We start from the raw sequence: 16,213 nt of genomic DNA, 5'->3' as shown, positions 1-16,213 counted from the left end.
TGCCGTTAGATGCCCGGTAGTGCATCACAACGCACATACATTTCTTCGTTAGTTACCCTGCACTGGCAGGGGCTTCGTCTTTAGGGGCTGGGAATTGCATAACCTTTCGAAAACGGGAAACTTCAGGCTCGCAGCGTCGGCAACGATTGCGCTGGCGGTGTTTGCGCTATCCGCTTGCGGTGGCGGCGATAGTGGCAGTGGCAGCAGCAACACGGCCACCGTGAGCACGCCCAGCGCCGGCAGCAACGTGGTAACGCTGAGCGGCCAGGTCACTGACGGCCCGATCGCAGGCGCGAAGGTCTGCCTGTTCTCCAATGGGGTGCAGGCGAACAATGCCGCCGGGGATGCGATCTGCTCCAGCCAGACCGACGCTCAGGGTAACTACGTCCTGACCATTCCCCGCAATCTCGCTTCCGGCCTGCTGACGCTGATGGCCGCGAAGGGCACCGACATCCAGCTCGCCTCGACATTGGGCACCGTGGCACAGGTGTTGTCTGCGGCAGGATCTGCCGGCACGGTGACGCCGGCACAGCTGACCTCCGCCAATGTCACGCACATCACCACCGCGAATTTCGCGCTGGCCGACCTGGACCATGACGGCAAGGTCTCTCAAGCCGAACTCGATGCCTACTCGCCCGATTTTTCCGTAGTCCAACGGGCGGCGACAATCCTCCAGGCTTATATCGATGGCGGCCAGACTTCGCTCATCGGCGGCGCCACCAGCAACACGCTCGCGCTGGCTTCCGCAGTGGTACAGAGCAAGCCTTTGGGCACCACGGGCATGACCGCCGACGACTGGTTCAACGACCCCTCCAACGCGGCACGCATCCGCGCCGCGAATGAGGCCCTGAGCACGTCCCTGGCCAGCGACATGGCAGGAAAGTTCGTCGACTATCGCCTGACCAAGACCGTCACGCAGCAAACCATTCCGGCACCGATTTCCGTCAATGGCGGTGCGGCGACGCTTTACTGCAGCAGCGATCGGACGCTCAACAAGCCGATTTATATCGACATCAGCATCGCCTTCGATGCGGCGCGCAATATCGCATTGGTGCGATATCCCGACGATAATGGCCAGCCCGCCTACCTGACCGGCAGCTACAACGCCAAGAACGGCGCCATCAACCTCTACGAACTGCAACCCAAGGGCATTTCTTCGGTCCAGGGAAACGTGACCTTCTACGAGGAGGGCTTTACAAAGCACGTTGGCACGATTGACGCCACCGGGGCCATCGCCGGCACCTTCGAGGAGAAATGGGCGGAAACCTGGTCGCTCGATGCCAGCCGGCAGGAGTGCTCGGAGTCGGGCCCGTTTACGATCGCGAAGAAATAGCAAATTGCTGCATCGTTCCTGAAGGGAGGGGTTCCGGCCCCTCTCCCTTTTGATTCCGGGCCTGGAACGACGATGCCGGACCCAATGGCCCCAATGGCCCCAATGGACCCAATGGACCCAATGGCCGCAGCGGGTCCCGGGTCGCGGACTCAACCGCTCAAGCCGCGACCTCCAAGCGATCACCGGCATTTCCCGATTCGGCTCAATGACATCTCGGGCCAACGCCAACGCGGTGCGAACCCGGCACACGGGGTGCCAAGAGGCGCGCTCCAGGCAGCTCGTGAGCATGCAGACCCCGGCCTAGCCACCGCCACTCGCCCCCCCCTTCCCCCTTCCCCTCCCCCCAGGCCCCGCAAGATTTGGTACCCCACACCACACGCCTGGCCCGCCGACAGCCAGATCCCCGACCTAGAATGCCTGACGGGGTATCCGCACCTGCCCGCCGGATCCGTCACCTACGAGCGGCCGGCAGCGCGATAGCTCGCCAACGGTTGCAGCCAAGGAGAGGCAATGCGGTCGCCACGCAGATCCAGCGTGCGCCTGAAGGGCTATGCCATCGCCGCCGTAGTCATCGGCGGCCTGATCCTCCTCGCCCGCCTGGCAGATCTCCTGGTCGAGTGGCTGTGGCTTTCTTCGATCGGCTACGCCAGCGTCTTCCGGGTCATTCTCTCCGCCAAGGTCTTCTTGTTCATTGCCGTGTTCGCCATCTCGGCGGGCATCCTATGGGCGGCGGGGATGGTGGCGCACCATTTTGCGAGCGGGCCTCGCGTGCTGGCGCTGCACACCGGCTCCTCCGGACCGCCACGGTTCATCGGCATGCCCGGCGACGTGGCGGCACGCATTCCCTGGCGTGCCGCCCTTGCCGGCGCGGCCGTCGTCATCGGGCTGTTCATCGCCGACAGTGAAATGTCGCGCTGGGACCTGGCGCTGCGCTTCCTGCACCAGGTTCCCTTCGGCGAGCAGGACCCGATCTTCGGCAAGGACATCGGTTTCTACCTCTTCTCGCTGCCGCTTTATCTTGCCCTGAAGAACTGGCTGTACTGGTTGCTGCTCTGGAGCACGGCCATCGCTGCCGTGATTTATGGGATACGTGGCGATATCGTGCTTGGGCCGCCTGCCATGCGGCTGGCTCCCGCCGTGGCGGCGCATGGCTCGGCGCTGCTGGGCCTGTTCTTCCTGTTGAAGGCCTGGTCGTACTGGCTGGACCGCTATCTGCTGCTGTACGGCGATAACGGCGTCGTGGTGGGCGCCAGCTATACGGACATCCACGTCGAGCTGCCCGTGCTGTGGCTGCTCGCCAGCCTTGCCATCGCCGCGGCCTGCGCATCGCTGGCCAATATGCGCCGCCGCGACTATCGCGTGCCGGTCGCCGCGGTCTTGCTGGTGTCCGGCGGCTCTTTCCTGCTGGCCCTGGTCTATCCGGCGCTGTTCCATCGCTTCTATGTCAAGCCGAGCGAACTGGAACTGGAGGCGCCCTTCATTGCCCGCAATATCGCGCTGACCCGCAGGGCCTATGGCCTGGAACAGATCGAGGTCAAGCCGTTTCCCGCCGAGCAGGGACTGGATCTCGCCAAGATCGAGGCCAACCGGGCGACCATCGACAATGTCCGCCTGTGGGACGTGGCACCGCTGCTGGATACCTATGCGCAGCTGCAGGAGATCCGGACTTACTACAAGTTTCTCTCGCTGGACATCGACCGCTACCGCCTCGACAGCGGCTACCGCCAGGTCATGCTGTCCGCGCGCGAATTCGAGCCGGCCATGCTGCCGGCGAATGCCAAGACCTGGGTGAACCTGCATCTTTTGTTCACCCACGGCAGCGGCATCGTGATGTCGCCGGTTACCGAGAAATCAGCGGAAGGGCTGCCTTCCTTCTATCTGCGGGATATTCCGCCGGTGGCCGCCGGCGGTCCGCCGGTCGGGCAACCGCGCATCTATTTCGGCGAAGGCACACGCGACTACGTCATCGTCAAAGGCAGCGTGCCGGAGTTCGACTACCCGCAGGGCAAGGACAATGCCTATACCAGCTACCAGGGGCGCGACGGCATCGCCATCGGCGGCCTGGCGCGGCGCACCCTGTTCGCCTGGCAGCAGGGCGATGCCAACATCCTGCTGACCGGATACATCACCGGCCAAAGCCGGATCCTGATCCACCGCAATATCCAGGAACGGGTGCTGGCTATCGCGCCGTTCCTGAGCCTGGATCGGGACCCGTATATCGTGGCCAGCGGCGGGCGTCTTTACTGGATCCAGGATGCCTATACCACCAGCCGCTGGTTCCCCTATGCCCAGCCGGGCTTTGGCGAAAACTCCAACTACATCCGCAATGCGGCCAAGATCGTGATCGATGCCTATGACGGCGCCGTCGATTTCTATGTCAGCGATCCCGCCGACCCGATCGTGCGGACGTACCGGCGGATCTTCCCGGCCTTGTTCAAACCCCTGTCCGCCATGCCGGCGGATCTGCAGCGACATATCCGCTACCCCGAGGAGCTGTTCCGCATCCAGGCGCAGCTTTACGGCGCCTACCATATGGACGCGCCGGAAGTCTTCTATAACCGCGAGGATCTCTGGCAGTTCCCGCGCGCCCCGGCCGGCATAGACGGCACCAACGCTCCCGGCGCGCCCACCCCGCTGATGTCGCCCTACTACATGATCATGCGGCTTCCCGGCGAGGCGGACACCGAGTTCATCCTGATGATGCCGATGGTGCCCAGCCAGCGCGACAATATGATCGCGTGGCTGGCAGCCCGCTGCGATCCACCCGCATACGGCAAGCTCATCGTCTACGCCTTCCCCAAGGAGAAGCTGGTCTACGGCCCCTACCAGATCGAGGCACGCATCCAGCAGAACACCGAGATCTCGCAGCAGATCTCGCTATGGAACCAGATGGGCTCCCGCGTCATCCGCGGCCATCTCCTGGTCGTGCCGGTCGAGAACTCGATCCTCTACGTCTCGCCGCTCTACCTGCGCGCGGCGTCCGGCCAGTTGCCCGAATTGAAGCGCGTCATCGCGGCCTACGGCGACCGCGTGGTGATGGAAGACACCTTGGGCGAAGCCATCGCGGCGCTGTTCAAGGACAGCGCTCCGTCGGCACCATCCGCCCCCGGCCCGGCCGACGCACGCGCACGCGATGCGCTCGCCCACTATGACCGCGCCATCGAGAGGCTGAAGGCTGGAGACTGGAGCGGCTTCGGCGCGGAACTCGATGCGCTCAGGCCCCTGCTGGAAAAGCTTGGCGCCGACCGGGACGGCGAGCGCCGCTGAGGTGCGGGTTTACGGCTTGCCCGCGCGCGGCGGCCCGGCCCGCCGACGGGCGGCATCCGCAGGGGTACGCGCGACTCTCGGGCGCTAGCCCCGCCCGCTCTCCTCGATCGCCGCCGCCTCGACTTCCGCGTTGAATTCCCCATCCCTGGTGGCAATCAACCCCCTCGGCACCGCCGCAATCAGCGGCAGGATCAAGGCATAAACGAACGTAGTCGCCACCACACAATAGACAAATCCCCATTCCTCCCCGCTGCGATAGATCCACGACCCCAGCAGGTCCCCCGCCCGCCCCGACAGCGCGAACACCCCGTCCACCAGCATCATCAGGGTTCCCTGCAGCCCCGGCGGGCAAGCGCGCATCGCCAGGTCGAAGTAGGCCGCGGTAGCCACGCCGCCCATCAGCCCGATCGGCGCCGCCAGCACCAGCGCGAGATTGGCCGAGTGGATGAAGGCCAGCGGGATCATCTGCGGAATGGCAACCAGAGTGCCCCACCACAGCAGCTTGCTCAGCGCCACCCTCTTGCACAGGTAGCCGTACAGCAGGAAGGTCGGCACGAAGGCGGCGGCGAAGATGCCGTTGTAGTAGGAGTAGACGGCATCGGAGGCGTGCAGCGTATTGCTCAGGTAGAACTGCAGCGGCGTGGCGGCGCCCGGCGCGAAGTTCCACAGGAAGCAGATCAGCAGCGCGGGGTAGATGGCCCCATGGTTGACCAGCCGGCGGACGTTGCCGACGAAGTCCGTGCTCCTGGCCTGCGGTTGCTCGTAGGCATGGCGGAAGACGGAGGCCGGTTTCCACAGGGACAGCAGGGCGAGGCCGAGATTGAGCACCGCCACCAGCAGGAAGGCTTGCTGCGCGCCGAGGTGGTCGGAGACGTAGCCGGAGGCGAAGGCGCTCGCCACGACCGGGATGGTGCCGACGACGTTCCATAGAGCGCTCAGCCGGCCGGACATCAGCTTTTCCTGGCCGACCAGCGCGATCAGCCCTTGGTAGGCGGCGGCGACGAAGCGGGAGGACAGCATCGCCAGCAGCATGCCGAGGCCCAGGCTCGCATAGGAAAGGCCACTGAAGGCCATGCCGAGCAGCGCGACGGCGGTGAGCGGGGCGAAGATCAGGAAGAAGCCGCGGTCGCGCCAGCCCAGCGGGTTCCATTGGTCGCGCGCGAGGCCGAAGGCGAAGGCGAAGTAGACCGGAATGCCGGTCAGCAGCCGGAACACGGAAATCTCCGTGGCGGTGGCGTGCAGCTGGTTCTTGAGCAGGTAGGAAGTCTGGATATCGACCAGCGCGCCGCCCGGTGCGGCCAGGTAGGTGAGCAGGGTCAGGCAGCCGAAGTACAGCAGGGTCCGGTCGCGGCCTTCGGCACCGTTATGACCTGAAGCGGCCAGCATATGCGTCCCCCACGCGGCAAGAGCGGGATGGCGTCCGGTGCCGGGCAGGCGGCCGGAACGGCTCGTGGCCCCACGTCCTTGGGCACCGGCGCGGCGATGGCTGCCGCCGGCGGCCAACCGGGCGGTCGTGGTACCGACATGCCAAGGTGCGCCCGCTTGTCGCTGCCGTCAAGCCGGAATCACGCACGGCCCAGGCGCTCGAGATAGGCAACCAACATATCGGCCATGGCGTCCGCGTAGATATCGATTTCCTCGTCGCAGCGCGGCGCCTCCGAGAACTGCTTGCCGACCGCGCCGAGCGTGCTGGCGATCAGCCCGCCGGCCAGCGCCCGCGTCGCGTCCGAGGCCGCGGGCAGGGCCTCGCGCATGAAGGCGTCGACGATGCCCTGCCCCGCCGCCTTCACCTCCTGCGCTTCGGGCGCATCGCGATAGAGCGGTGCGGCGTCGTTGAGCGCCCCCCGGATGGCGGCTTCTTCGCATTCGGAACGCAGGAAGGTGTGCACCAGGACGCGCAGCCGTTCGAACGGCGGCCGGGCGCGGTCTTCGAGAATGGCGCGCAGCAGTTCGGTGGTCCGGCGCCATTCGTCGCTCTGCAGGCGGAACAGGATGGCCGCCTTGTTGGGGAAGTACTGGTACAGCGAGCCGACGCTCACGCCGGCCCGCTCGGCCACGCGCGCGGTGGTGAAACGTGGCGCGCCTTCTTCGGCCAGAACCTGAACAGCGGCTTGCAGGACGGCCGTGACCAGTTCGGTGGAGCGGGCCTGCCGGGGCTGTTTTCGCGAGGCAATCTGGGTGTTTCGGCGCGGCGGCATGGGGTGGTCGGCAATGCGAATAGAAAACCTGAAGGATTCGTCGCATTATAGGTTTCACTCTTTCAATGAGGAAAGCCCGATGACTACCCTGACCACCTCCCCCGTCGCTCCCTTGCTGGAACGCCTGTTCGCCGAGGCCGACGCGGCCTCGCCGGCGCTGCTTGCGGGCTTCGCCGACCTCGCGCCGGCCGAGCGCGCACGGCTGCTGCAGAGCAAGACCGATTATCTCGAGCTCTATGGCCGCCTGAAGGACGTGCCGCTGCCGGTCTCGCGCGCAACCGGCCGCCTGCTCTACCTGCTGGCGCGCGGCTGCGGCGCGCGCAGCATCGTGGAGTTCGGCACCTCTTTCGGCATCTCGACCCTGCACCTGGCGGCGGCGCTGCGTGACAACGGCGGCGGCCACCTGATCACCAGCGAGTTCGAGCCGTCCAAGGTAACGCGCGCCCGCGCCAACCTGGCCGCCGCCGGCCTCCACGACCTGGTGGAAATCCGTGTGGGCGACGCCCTGCAGACACTGGCCTCCGACCTGCCCGCGCGCATCGACCTGCTGCTGCTCGACGGCGCCAAGGCGCTCTACCCCGACATCCTCGCCCTGGTGGAGAGCCGGCTGCGGCCCGGTGCGCTGATCGTGGCCGACAACGCCGATGACAGCCCGGAATACCTGGCGCGCGTGCGCGCGCCGGCGGCAGGCTATCTGTCGGTGCCATTCGCGGAGGATGTGGAGTTGTCGATGCGGCTGGGCTGAGCCTGCGCTGACTGGCATCATGGCGGATTGGCAAGGCAATCGCGCAGTTCCCGCCCTGCCCATTGGATACCCCATCCTGCCACCCACATGAAACCAGCACCACGGATCTTCCTCAAGGCATTGCTCAGCGTCCCGGTCGGCTACGGCCTGGCCTATCCCTTCTTCCACCCCGAGGCCGGCGGCGGCATCCTCGCTGAAATGCAGCGCTTCGGTCAGGGCACCGGCGCGGCCGTGGCCCTGGTCTTCCTCGCCCTGGTCTACCTGTACGCCCGTGACCTGAAGACGTCGCTGTCGCTGGTCTCGCCACAGGCCCGCCGCGCTTCCCCTGCCAGCGTATGGCTGATGTTCCTGCTGCCCTACAACTTCATCGAAGACTTCTGCATCGTGGCGAACGTCGCGCGCTCCCTGGAGGCGCAAGCGCGTTCCCACGCAGGCCTGGCGCGGTTCCGCTCCTTCGGCCTGGCAAGCGGCATCGGCTGGTGTGCGGCGCAGCTCGTCTCATTGCTGCCGAACGCGCTGGGATCGGCCGCCGGCCTGGCCGCTCTCGCCTTCTGGGCCTGGCATTGGGCCTTCATCCGCCGGGCCAATCGCGTTCTCGGGCAGGCTGCCGAACCTGCATCGCGCCAAGTGCGCCGCCAACAGGGGGGCGCCTGAGAAGCGTGGCCCCGGGCAGGCGCATCGCGTGCGTCCCCGGCCGCCGCAGCCACCACGCGCCAGCTCCGGCCTTCGCTTCCGGCCTGTCGCGCAGTGAGCCGAAGCCGGCCCGGCGCTCGTCGTCCTGCCCGGTAGCCCCTGGTCCTGCCACAACGTCGCCGCGTGGCACGGCTGAGGCCATCGCCCTCAGCGCGGCAACCCTCGCAAGGCCGCCACGAGCCGCCCTGCCTCCTCCACCGTGGTCAGGTAGCTGACCGATGCCCGCGCCACCTGGTCCAGGCCGCGCGCGCGCATGTCGAGCGGCGTGTAGGGAATGCCGCTGGTGCCGATCGAGATACCCTGTGCCGCCAGCGCGCGCTGCAGCGCGGCCGGCTCGTGCCCGGCCACCTGGAAGGCCACCAGACCGGAGCGTTCGGTGCCCGCGTCGAGCACCGTCACGCCGGCAACCGCGGCCAGCTCCGCGCGCAGGTGGGCGGCCGTGGCCAAGATCCGCGCGCGGATGGCCGGCAGGCCGATGGCCAGCGCTTCGCGCAGCGCGTTGGCGAGACCGCAGCGCAGCGCCAGCGAGGCCTCCGCCGCTTCGAAGCGGCCGGCGTCCTGGCGCAGCCGCGGCTCGCCATGGGCGTCGAGCGGCGCGGCATGGCGGTCGACCCAGGCCGGCGTGGCCATGCGCGGCAGGAACCCGCGCCGTACATAGAGCAGGCCGGTACCGCGCGGCGCGCGCAGCGCCTTGCGGCCAGCCGCGCTCAGCACGTCGCAGCCGAGGCGGGCCACGTCGACCGGCAACTGGCCGACCGCCTGCGCGGCATCGACGAAGTACGGGATGCCATGGCGGCGCGCCACCTGGCCCACGGCCTCGGCCGGATTGATCAGGCCGCCGTTGGCCGGCAGCCAGGTCAGCGCGATCAGGCGCACGCGTTCGTCCAGCATGGCCTCGAGCGCGGCGGGATCGACCGTGCCGTCCGGCGCGCAGGGGATGGTTTCGACCGAAGCCCCGGCCTCGCGTGCCGCCAACTGCATGACCGCAAGATTGCCGCCCCATTCGTGGCGGCTGACCAGCATGCGCTCGCCCGCACGCCAGCGGCCCAGCGCGGCGAAGGCGCTGCCCCAGCCTTGCGAGGTGCCGCCGGTCAGGGCGATCTCGTCGGGCCCGGCGTTGAGCAGCGTGGCGGCGAGCACGCGCGCCTGCTCGCTCTGCTCCGCGGCGGCCACGCCGGCCTCCATCGGCCCGCGCGTGGCCTCGCGCTCCAGGTGGGCGTGGATCGCGCCGAGGGTGGCGGCGGAGGGCAAGGAAGCGCCCGCGTGGTTGAAGTGGATGGTCGTGCGCGTGCCGGGCGTGGCGGCGCGCAAGGCGTCGACTGCGGCGTCGGTGAGCAGTGCGGTCATGGCGGATCAGGCTGCGGGCTGGCCAGGCTGGCCGGACGGCGCGTCCAGCGGCCGCAGGGCGACCACGGCCTCGATCTCGACGGCGCTGCCGGTGGGCAGCTCCGCCACGCCGACGGCGCTGCGCGCGTGCCGGCCGGCCTCGCCGAAGACCTGCACCATCAGGTTGGAGGCGCCGTCGGCCACCGCGCTCTGCCGGCGGAAGCCCGGCGCGCTGGCGACGAAGACGCCGAGGCGCACGATGCGCGCCACGCGGTCGAGGCGGTCGCCGGTGGCGGCCGCGATCTGCGCCAGCACAGCCAGCGCGCACAATCGCGCCGCCTCGATACCCTCGGCTTCCGTGACCTCGGCGCCGAGGTGGCCGACGCAGGCCGTCTCGCCCTGGCGGCGCGCGATCTGGCCGGAGATATACAGCAGGTTGCCCTCCTGCACGAAGGGAACATAGTTGGCGGCCGGCGCGGCGGCGGCCTCCAGGTGCAGGCCGAGTTCGGCCGCGCGTGCGCTGAGGGACTGGGTCATGGGGATCGCTCGGGTCGGGGATCGCGGGTTGCGGCTTGCAGGTTGCGATCGGGAAGTCCCATGCTAGCGCCGGCCGCGGCGCCTGACCAATCAATCCTTTGCACGCACGGATGAGCCAGATTGATCCATGCCGCCGTCGTCCTTGCCGAGCGGCGCCGCGCCTGCGTTGCCGACCTCCTCCACGGCTTGCGCGGCCACGGCCATCAGCCAGTCGCAGAAGGTCTCCAGCGCCGCGCCGCGCGGCCCGTTCGCCGTCACCAGCCACCAGCCGATGTCCGGGTCGTCCAGCACCATGCCGGGCAAAGCGTGCACCAGCGCGCCGCTGGCGAGCTGCGGCCCGATCAGGCGGTGACGGCCCATGGCGATGCCCTGGCCGGCCAACGCGGCCTCGACCACGATGTTGTAGTCATGCAGGTGCACGGTCTGCGCCTGGCCCAGGTCCAGGCCGAAGCGGGCCGCCCAGGCGGCCCACTCGAAGGGCTCGCTGGCGTGCGAGCTGAGGATGGGGAAGCGCAGCAGGTCCTGCGGGCGCAGCCGCCGCGGCGGCCGCCCCGGGCCGGCGAGCAGCGCCGGCGCGCACACCACCGCCAGCCGTTCCGGCATCAGCTTGCGCGCGCGCAGGCCGGGCCACTTGCCGCGGCCGTAGCGGATCGCCACGTCCACCTCGCCGCGCGCGAGGTCGGCCAGCGCGATGTCGGGCCGCAGGCGCAGTTCGATACCCGGGTGCGCCGCGTGGAAGCCGCGCAGGCGCGAGGCCAGCCAGCGCGTGCCGAAGGAGGCCAGCAGCCCGACCGTCAGCACGCTCGGCGCGGACGCGGCGCGGATCGCTTCGGTACCCAGCCGCAGGCGCTCGAAGGCCGCCGCCACGTGGACCTGGTAGGCCTGCCCTGCCTCGGTCAGCGCGACCGCGCGCGGGCGCCGCGCGAACAGCGGCAGGCCCAGGTCTTCCTCCAGTTTCTTGATATGGTGGCTGACCGCGCTCTGGGTCACGTTCAGTTCCTGCGCCGCGCTGCTGAAGCTCAGGTGGCGCGCCACCGCCTCGAAGACGCGCAGGGACAGCAGCGGCGGGATGGGGCGCACGGAACGCATGGCAGGCACGGCAACAAGGCAGGATGCGGAAGGCGGACCATTCTACGCCACGCCTCACGCACCGCCGCGGCCACGCTGGCGCTCAGCGCGCATCGGCCCCGCCCCTCGCGGGCGCTTCGTCCCCGCTATGCCGCGCGCAGCGCCCACAGGACGTCGAGCACATGCTCGGTGGCACGCTCGACCTGCCCCGCGCGATGTGCCAGGCCCAGCTGCCGCCACAGTGCCGGGCGCAGCGGCCGCATCACCACACGCGCGTCCGGCACCGGCGTGGTGGCCTCGTGCGGCAGCAGCGCCGCGCCATAGCCGGCCGCCACCAGGCTCTTGATGGCGTCGTTGTAGTTGAGCTGGATGCGCGGCACCGGCCGGTGGCCGCCGCTGGCGAACCACTCGGCGGTCAGGCGCGACAGGCGCGTGGTGCCGTCGTTCAGGATCAGCGGGCGCGACACCAGCCAGGCCGGCGTGATGCGCGCCGGACAAGGCCAGCTCGCCGGCAGGAAGGCCAGCACCGGGTCGCGCCGCCAGGGGCGGATGGCCAGTCCCGCCACGCGCGCCTGCGGCAGCGCCACCAGGCCGACCTCCAGCGTGCCGGCGGCCAGCCGCGCCAGCGTCTCCTGGGAGGTCAGCACGGCCACCTGCACGTCGATGTCGGGATGCCGCTCCGCCAGCATGGCCAGCGCCTGCGGCAGCAGGTGGGCGATGGCGCCGGTCGAGGCGCCGAGGCGCACCCGCCCGGCCAGGCCCTGCACCTGGCGCTGCACGTCGTCCAGCGCCTGGTCGGCATCGGCCAGCAGGCGGCGGGCGCGCTCCACCAGCGTCTCGCCGATGGCGGAGGGCCGCACCTCGCCACGCTTGCGCGTCAGCAGCGGCGCGCCGACGCGGGCCTCCAGCTCGGCGATATGCAGGCTGACGGTGGGCGGCGCCAGGTGCAGCGCGCGCGCGGCCTCGGCGAAGGAGCCCAGGTCGGCGATGGCGACGAGGGTACGCAGGCGGTCCAGGCTGATTTCGCGCATCGGCGGCACTCCGGTTGAGGGTGGGTCCGTGGCAGCGGACTTCATTCAGGAAAGATGAACTTCAGCGTCATGAAATTCAACTTTTCCGATTCTATCCGGTGGCGCAAGATGGCGCTTCCCGTACCGGCCACGCCGGCCCCGGGCTGACGCTTTCCCATCGATTCCCAAGCCACTTTCGAGGACCCACATCATGCGCTACCCCCTCGTTTTCATCGACGGCGACCAGGGCACCACCGGCCTGCAGATCCACGAACGCCTGCGCGACCGCGACGACCTGCGCCTGCTGACGCTGCCCGCCGGCCAGCGCAAGGATGCACGCGCCCGCGCCGAGGCCATCAACGCTTGCGACATCGCCATCCTGTGCCTGCCGGACGCGGCCGCGCGCGAGGCGGTGGCATCCATCGCCAACCCGGCGGTGCGCGTGATCGACGCCAGCTCGGCGCACCGCACGCAAGCCGGCTGGACCTACGGCTTCCCGGAAATGGCGGCGGGCCAGGCGCAGCGTATCGCCGGCGCGTTGCGCGTCAGCAATCCGGGCTGCTACCCCACCGGGGCGATCGGCCTGCTGCGCCCCCTGGTGGAGGGCGGCCTGCTGCCGCCCGCTTACCCGCTCGCCATCCATGCCGTGTCGGGCTACTCCGGCGGCGGCCGCGCCGCGGTCGATACCTACGAGGGACCGGACGCCGATCAGGCCCTGCCGTTCCAGGTCTACGGCCTTGGCCTGGCGCACAAGCACGCGCCCGAGATCCAGCAGTACGCGGGCCTGGCGCGGCGCCCCGCGTTCGTCCCGGCCTACGGCGCCTTCCGCCAGGGCATCGTGCTGACGGTGGCGCTGGAACTGGACCTGCTGGCCTCCGGCACGGACGGCGACAAGCTGCATGCCTGCCTGGCCGACCACTACGCCGGCGCGCGCCATGTCGAGGTGATGGCGCCGGCCGAGGCGGCCGCCGCCACCCGCCTCGACCCGCAGGCGCTGAACGGCACCAACGACCTGCGCCTGGCCGTGTTCGCCAACCGCGAGCATGGGCAGGTATTGCTGGCGGCGGTGTTCGACAACCTGGGCAAGGGCGCTTCGGGCGCGGCGGTGCAGAACCTCGACCTGATGCTGGCGGGCGTGGCGGCCGACGCGCGCCAGGCGGCCTGACGCGGGCGGGCGGCCCCTGGCACCGGCCGGGGCGCCCGCCGACATCAGGCCGCACATCGCGGCAGCATTCCCGATCGCCTCCGCGCATCCCCAGCCCCGCCGATCGCCGCGCGCCGGGTCCCGGCCCGAGCCCGGCCAGCACCGGCAATCCCGCGCTGCCGCCGGCCCGGGTTCCGTCCATGTTGACCGGACCTCACACCCTTGCCGACAATGCCGTCCACGGCATCCGTACCGGTGCCACCATCGTCGGGGATCCCGTCATTGGAACCCAGGGAGCATGCCATGAGGGGATTGCGTTTTCGCCTGGTTTGCCGCGTCGTCGTGGCGCTGGGCACGATCTGCGCCTTGGCCGCCCCCGCGCTGCCGGCGCACGCTGCATCCGCGGCAACCTTTCCCGATTTCACCACCCCACCGGAGCAGATCGCGCGCGCCGTCCTGGCCGATGAGCCCGGCACCGTCGCGGTCGGCATATGGCGCCAGGACCACGAACAGTCGGCGCTGCTGCGCCGCGCGTCGGAGGATGGTCCTGCCATGGTGCAAAGCGCAGCCGCCGGCGCCGAGCCGCTGTTCGAGATCGGCTCGATCAGCAAGCTCTTCACCGGACTGCTGCTGGCCCAGGCCGTGGAGCACGGCGAGCTTGGGCTGGACGATTCGCTCGGCACCTTGCTCGGCGGCGCCTACCGGCTGGCGCCGGAGACCGCCGCCATCACGCTGCGGCAGCTCGCCACCCATGGCGCCTGCCTGCCGCGCGAGGCGCCCGGCTTTCCGGGCTATACCGAGCCCAACCCCTTCGCCGCCATCGACCGCCAGCGCCTCTACGCCGCCGTGGCCGGCCTGCGGCTGGCACACGCGCCGCCCTGCGCCGGCGCCTACAGCAACTTCGGCATGGGCCTGCTCGGCCAGTTGCTGGCCGACCACTACGGCAAACCCTGGGCCACCCTGGTGCGCGAGCGCATCACCGGCCCGCTGGGCATGCACGACACCATGCAGGTACTCGGCGCCCGGCAGGAACGGCTGGTGCCCGGCCACTTCCACCTGGAACCCGCGCCGCCCTGGGACTTCGATGCCCTGGCCGGCGCGGGCGCGCTGCGTTCCAGCACCACCGACCTGCTGGCCTTCGCGCGCGCCCTGTCGGCAGGCAGCGCCGGCCCGCTGGGCCCGGCCGCCACGCGCATGCTGACGCCGCTCGGCCGCTACCGCGCCGGAGAGATCGGCTACGCAGTCATGATGCGAGGCACCGGTGCGCACCGGACCTACTTCCACGACGGCCTGACCGCCGGCTACCGCGCCCTGCTCGTGTTCGCGCCGGACACCGGCGAGGCGGCAGCGCTGCTGGCCGCCAATACGCATGCCGAGCCATCCCGGCTGCTGACCGGCGTGCTGGCACGCCGCTACCCGCCCGCCGCCACGGCCCGCGGTACGCCGTCGGACGCCGAGCTGGCGGCCGTCAGCGGCAGCTACCGCGTCGACCGGGACACCTTGGAGATCTTCGCCGCGCAGGACGGCCGGCTGTACCGCCGGCTCTCCGGCGGCGGCTTCCGGCCGCTCGAGCCGGCCGGGACCGATACCTTCATCGATGCGCCCGTCGGCGCCGAATTCGTCTTCCGGCGGCAGGACGGCCGCGTAGCCGGCGTCGACCTGTATCAAGGCGGTGGGAGCTATTCGGCAAGCCGCACCGAAGCGGCGGCGCCTGCGGCGGTGGTGATCGAGCCGGCACGCGCCGCCGACTACGACGGCCGCTACGCAGGCAAGCGCCTGCTGCGCACGGAACTGAAGCTGGATGTCCGGCAGAGCGCCGGCCAGCTCGGCGTCCGGCTGGGCAATTTCTGGCGGCAGCCGGTCTTTCCGCTGCCGGGCCGACCCGACCGTTTCGTCTTCGAAGACGGCCGCGCGCAGCTCCAGTTCACCCGCGACGCAGGCGGCAAGGTCGACGGCGCAGTGCTGTACGACCGTGGCGTGATTTCGGTGCGGCGGTTGCCCTGAGGCACCGCGGCATGGCGGCAGCGTCCCGCCGCTCAAGCCGCCGGGTAGCTCGCCACCTCGATCAGGTTGCCATCCGGGTCGCGGCAATAGACTGAAGTCATCGGCCCGAGCGCGCCGGTGCGCTCGGCCGGCCCGGCCTCGATCGGCACCTCGTGGGCGAGGAAATGCGCCACCACTTCCTTCGGCGGCATGCGGGTGATGAAGCACAGATCGTCGCTGCCGGCGGTGGGACGGACGCCGGTGAACCATGCCACCGTGTCTTCGCCGACCGGCCGCAGGTTGATCTTCTGCTGGCCGAACCTGACGCTGACGCGCGTGCCGGTACGGGAGGCAAAGTCCTCGCGCTGCATGCCGAGCACGTGTTCGTACCAGGCGGCGCTGGCCTCCACGTCTTTCACATTGAGGACGATATGGTCGAAGCGGTCGATCACCAGGCTCATGGCAGGGTCCTGTGGGCGGTGGGTGGAGGAAGGGAGCCCCGCGGCCGGCTTGGCGCGCGGGCTGTCGTACTCTACACCGGATGGCGCCGACGCCGCGCCGGGGTCCGCCTACGGACGCAGCAGGTCCAGCCCGCCGAAGGCGACCACGCCGCTCAGGGCCAGCATCGACACGGAGTCGTGGGAGAACAGGAGGATCGCCGCGGCTGTCCAGCTCACGACGAAGAATGCAGCCATCCGCTTCATGGGGTAGTACCAGGTGCAATGCCGTGCAGCTTCACGGCCGCCCGACCCGCATGTTGGCAGCCGGGACAGCCGGGCACACGGCCGAGGGCCGGGCGACGGGGGCGCGGGAGACAGCGGGACAGGGGTTGAAATCGTCAGCGGCCCGTCCAGGCGGGCCGCTCTCACTCGCTGCCGCCGCGTGGCGGAAGCGTGGCGATCAGTATAA

The 16,213-nt window shown here is 69.7% G+C and carries 14 protein-coding genes; 6 read left to right on the top strand and 8 right to left on the bottom strand.

Annotated elements, in window-relative coordinates:
- Positions 1–220: 220 nt before the first annotated feature.
- Together BKK81_RS27990 and BKK81_RS27985 are read left to right on the top strand one after the other, a co-directional pair.
- Entirely contained in the window at positions 221–1,333 is a 1,113-nt protein-coding gene (locus BKK81_RS27990; protein WP_071019673.1) for a hypothetical protein, read from the top strand.
- Between the two features lie 510 nt (positions 1,334–1,843).
- Entirely contained in the window at positions 1,844–4,600 is a 2,757-nt protein-coding gene (locus BKK81_RS27985; protein WP_071019671.1) for a UPF0182 family membrane protein, read from the top strand.
- Positions 4,601–4,684: 84 nt separating this feature from the next.
- Here BKK81_RS27985 and BKK81_RS27980 read toward each other — a convergent pair whose 3' ends face one another.
- Both BKK81_RS27980 and BKK81_RS27975 read right to left on the bottom strand, forming a co-directional pair.
- On the bottom strand, positions 4,685–5,986 hold the full coding sequence (locus tag BKK81_RS27980; RefSeq protein WP_071019668.1) for an MFS transporter: 1,302 nt from the start codon (positions 5,984–5,986) through the stop codon (positions 4,685–4,687).
- Between the two features lie 179 nt (positions 5,987–6,165).
- On the bottom strand, positions 6,166–6,798 hold the full coding sequence (locus BKK81_RS27975; RefSeq protein WP_071019665.1) for a TetR family transcriptional regulator: 633 nt from the start codon (positions 6,796–6,798) through the stop codon (positions 6,166–6,168).
- A gap of 79 nt (positions 6,799–6,877) precedes the next feature.
- On the opposite strand from BKK81_RS27975, the gene BKK81_RS27970 reads away from it, so the two are divergent.
- On the top strand, positions 6,878–7,543 hold the full coding sequence (locus tag BKK81_RS27970) for an O-methyltransferase (RefSeq protein ID WP_071019663.1): 666 nt from the start codon (positions 6,878–6,880) through the stop codon (positions 7,541–7,543).
- A gap of 87 nt (positions 7,544–7,630) precedes the next feature.
- Positions 7,631–8,197: a hypothetical protein gene (locus BKK81_RS27965; RefSeq protein ID WP_071019660.1), complete on the top strand. Its 567-nt coding sequence runs from the start codon at positions 7,631–7,633 to the stop codon at positions 8,195–8,197.
- 186 nt (positions 8,198–8,383) lie between these two features.
- Here the strand turns inward: BKK81_RS27965 and BKK81_RS27960 are convergent, their stop codons facing one another.
- The 4 genes from BKK81_RS27960 to BKK81_RS27945 all read right to left on the bottom strand — a co-directional run bounded on the left by BKK81_RS27960 (position 8,384) and on the right by BKK81_RS27945 (position 12,198).
- On the bottom strand, positions 8,384–9,583 hold the full coding sequence (locus BKK81_RS27960) for an aminotransferase class V-fold PLP-dependent enzyme (RefSeq protein ID WP_071019657.1): 1,200 nt from the start codon (positions 9,581–9,583) through the stop codon (positions 8,384–8,386).
- Positions 9,584–9,589: 6 nt separating this feature from the next.
- Positions 9,590–10,099, bottom strand: a complete 510-nt coding sequence (locus BKK81_RS27955) for a RidA family protein (protein WP_071019654.1) — start codon at positions 10,097–10,099, stop codon at positions 9,590–9,592.
- Between the two features lie 90 nt (positions 10,100–10,189).
- Positions 10,190–11,188, bottom strand: coding sequence for a LysR substrate-binding domain-containing protein (locus tag BKK81_RS27950; protein WP_083384490.1), 999 nt, complete (start codon positions 11,186–11,188; stop codon positions 10,190–10,192).
- A gap of 125 nt (positions 11,189–11,313) precedes the next feature.
- A complete protein-coding gene (locus tag BKK81_RS27945; protein WP_071019652.1) occupies positions 11,314–12,198 on the bottom strand; it encodes a LysR family transcriptional regulator in 885 nt (294 codons plus the stop codon).
- Between the two features lie 190 nt (positions 12,199–12,388).
- Between BKK81_RS27945 and argC the strand changes: the two genes are divergently transcribed.
- Together argC and BKK81_RS27935 are read left to right on the top strand one after the other, a co-directional pair.
- Positions 12,389–13,342 carry an N-acetyl-gamma-glutamyl-phosphate reductase gene (gene argC, locus BKK81_RS27940; RefSeq protein WP_071019649.1) on the top strand — a complete coding sequence of 318 codons (954 nt, stop codon included), beginning with the start codon at positions 12,389–12,391 and terminating at the stop codon, positions 13,340–13,342.
- Positions 13,343–13,624: 282 nt separating this feature from the next.
- Positions 13,625–15,325, top strand: a complete 1,701-nt coding sequence (locus BKK81_RS27935; RefSeq protein ID WP_197523989.1) for a serine hydrolase domain-containing protein — start codon at positions 13,625–13,627, stop codon at positions 15,323–15,325.
- A 32-nt stretch (positions 15,326–15,357) separates the two neighbouring features.
- Here the strand turns inward: BKK81_RS27935 and BKK81_RS27930 are convergent, their stop codons facing one another.
- On the bottom strand, positions 15,358–15,765 hold the full coding sequence (locus BKK81_RS27930; protein WP_071019644.1) for a VOC family protein: 408 nt from the start codon (positions 15,763–15,765) through the stop codon (positions 15,358–15,360).
- A gap of 108 nt (positions 15,766–15,873) precedes the next feature.
- On the bottom strand, positions 15,874–16,008 hold the full coding sequence (locus BKK81_RS36800) for a hypothetical protein (RefSeq protein WP_257786758.1): 135 nt from the start codon (positions 16,006–16,008) through the stop codon (positions 15,874–15,876).
- Between the last annotated feature and the right edge of the window lie 205 nt (positions 16,009–16,213).

It is taken from the genome of Cupriavidus sp. USMAHM13, assembly GCF_001854285.1.
Taxonomy (GTDB): domain Bacteria; phylum Pseudomonadota; class Gammaproteobacteria; order Burkholderiales; family Burkholderiaceae; genus Cupriavidus; species Cupriavidus malaysiensis.
Note: the sequence above shows the minus strand (reverse complement) of the source record. Positions and strands in the feature narration are given on the sequence as shown.

Excerpts from the sequence above, each read along its gene's own strand:
- BKK81_RS36800 (WP_257786758.1), bottom strand. The coding sequence starts at position 16,008 with ATGAAGCGGATGGCTGCATTCTTCGTCGTGAGCTGGACAGCCGCGGCG.
- BKK81_RS27970 (WP_071019663.1), top strand. The coding sequence starts at position 6,878 with ATGACTACCCTGACCACCTCCCCCGTCGCTCCCTTGCTGGAACGCCTG.
- BKK81_RS27945 (WP_071019652.1), bottom strand. The coding sequence starts at position 12,198 with ATGCGCGAAATCAGCCTGGACCGCCTGCGTACCCTCGTCGCCATCGCC.
- BKK81_RS27965 (WP_071019660.1), top strand. The coding sequence starts at position 7,631 with ATGAAACCAGCACCACGGATCTTCCTCAAGGCATTGCTCAGCGTCCCG.
- BKK81_RS27980 (WP_071019668.1), bottom strand. The coding sequence starts at position 5,986 with ATGCTGGCCGCTTCAGGTCATAACGGTGCCGAAGGCCGCGACCGGACC.
- BKK81_RS27935 (WP_197523989.1), top strand. The coding sequence starts at position 13,625 with ATGAGGGGATTGCGTTTTCGCCTGGTTTGCCGCGTCGTCGTGGCGCTG.
- BKK81_RS27955 (WP_071019654.1), bottom strand. The coding sequence starts at position 10,099 with ATGACCCAGTCCCTCAGCGCACGCGCGGCCGAACTCGGCCTGCACCTG.
- BKK81_RS27930 (WP_071019644.1), bottom strand. The coding sequence starts at position 15,765 with ATGAGCCTGGTGATCGACCGCTTCGACCATATCGTCCTCAATGTGAAA.
- argC (WP_071019649.1), top strand. The coding sequence starts at position 12,389 with ATGCGCTACCCCCTCGTTTTCATCGACGGCGACCAGGGCACCACCGGC.
- BKK81_RS27950 (WP_083384490.1), bottom strand. The coding sequence starts at position 11,188 with ATGCGTTCCGTGCGCCCCATCCCGCCGCTGCTGTCCCTGCGCGTCTTC.
- BKK81_RS27975 (WP_071019665.1), bottom strand. The coding sequence starts at position 6,798 with ATGCCGCCGCGCCGAAACACCCAGATTGCCTCGCGAAAACAGCCCCGG.
- BKK81_RS27985 (WP_071019671.1), top strand. The coding sequence starts at position 1,844 with ATGCGGTCGCCACGCAGATCCAGCGTGCGCCTGAAGGGCTATGCCATC.
- BKK81_RS27960 (WP_071019657.1), bottom strand. The coding sequence starts at position 9,583 with ATGACCGCACTGCTCACCGACGCCGCAGTCGACGCCTTGCGCGCCGCC.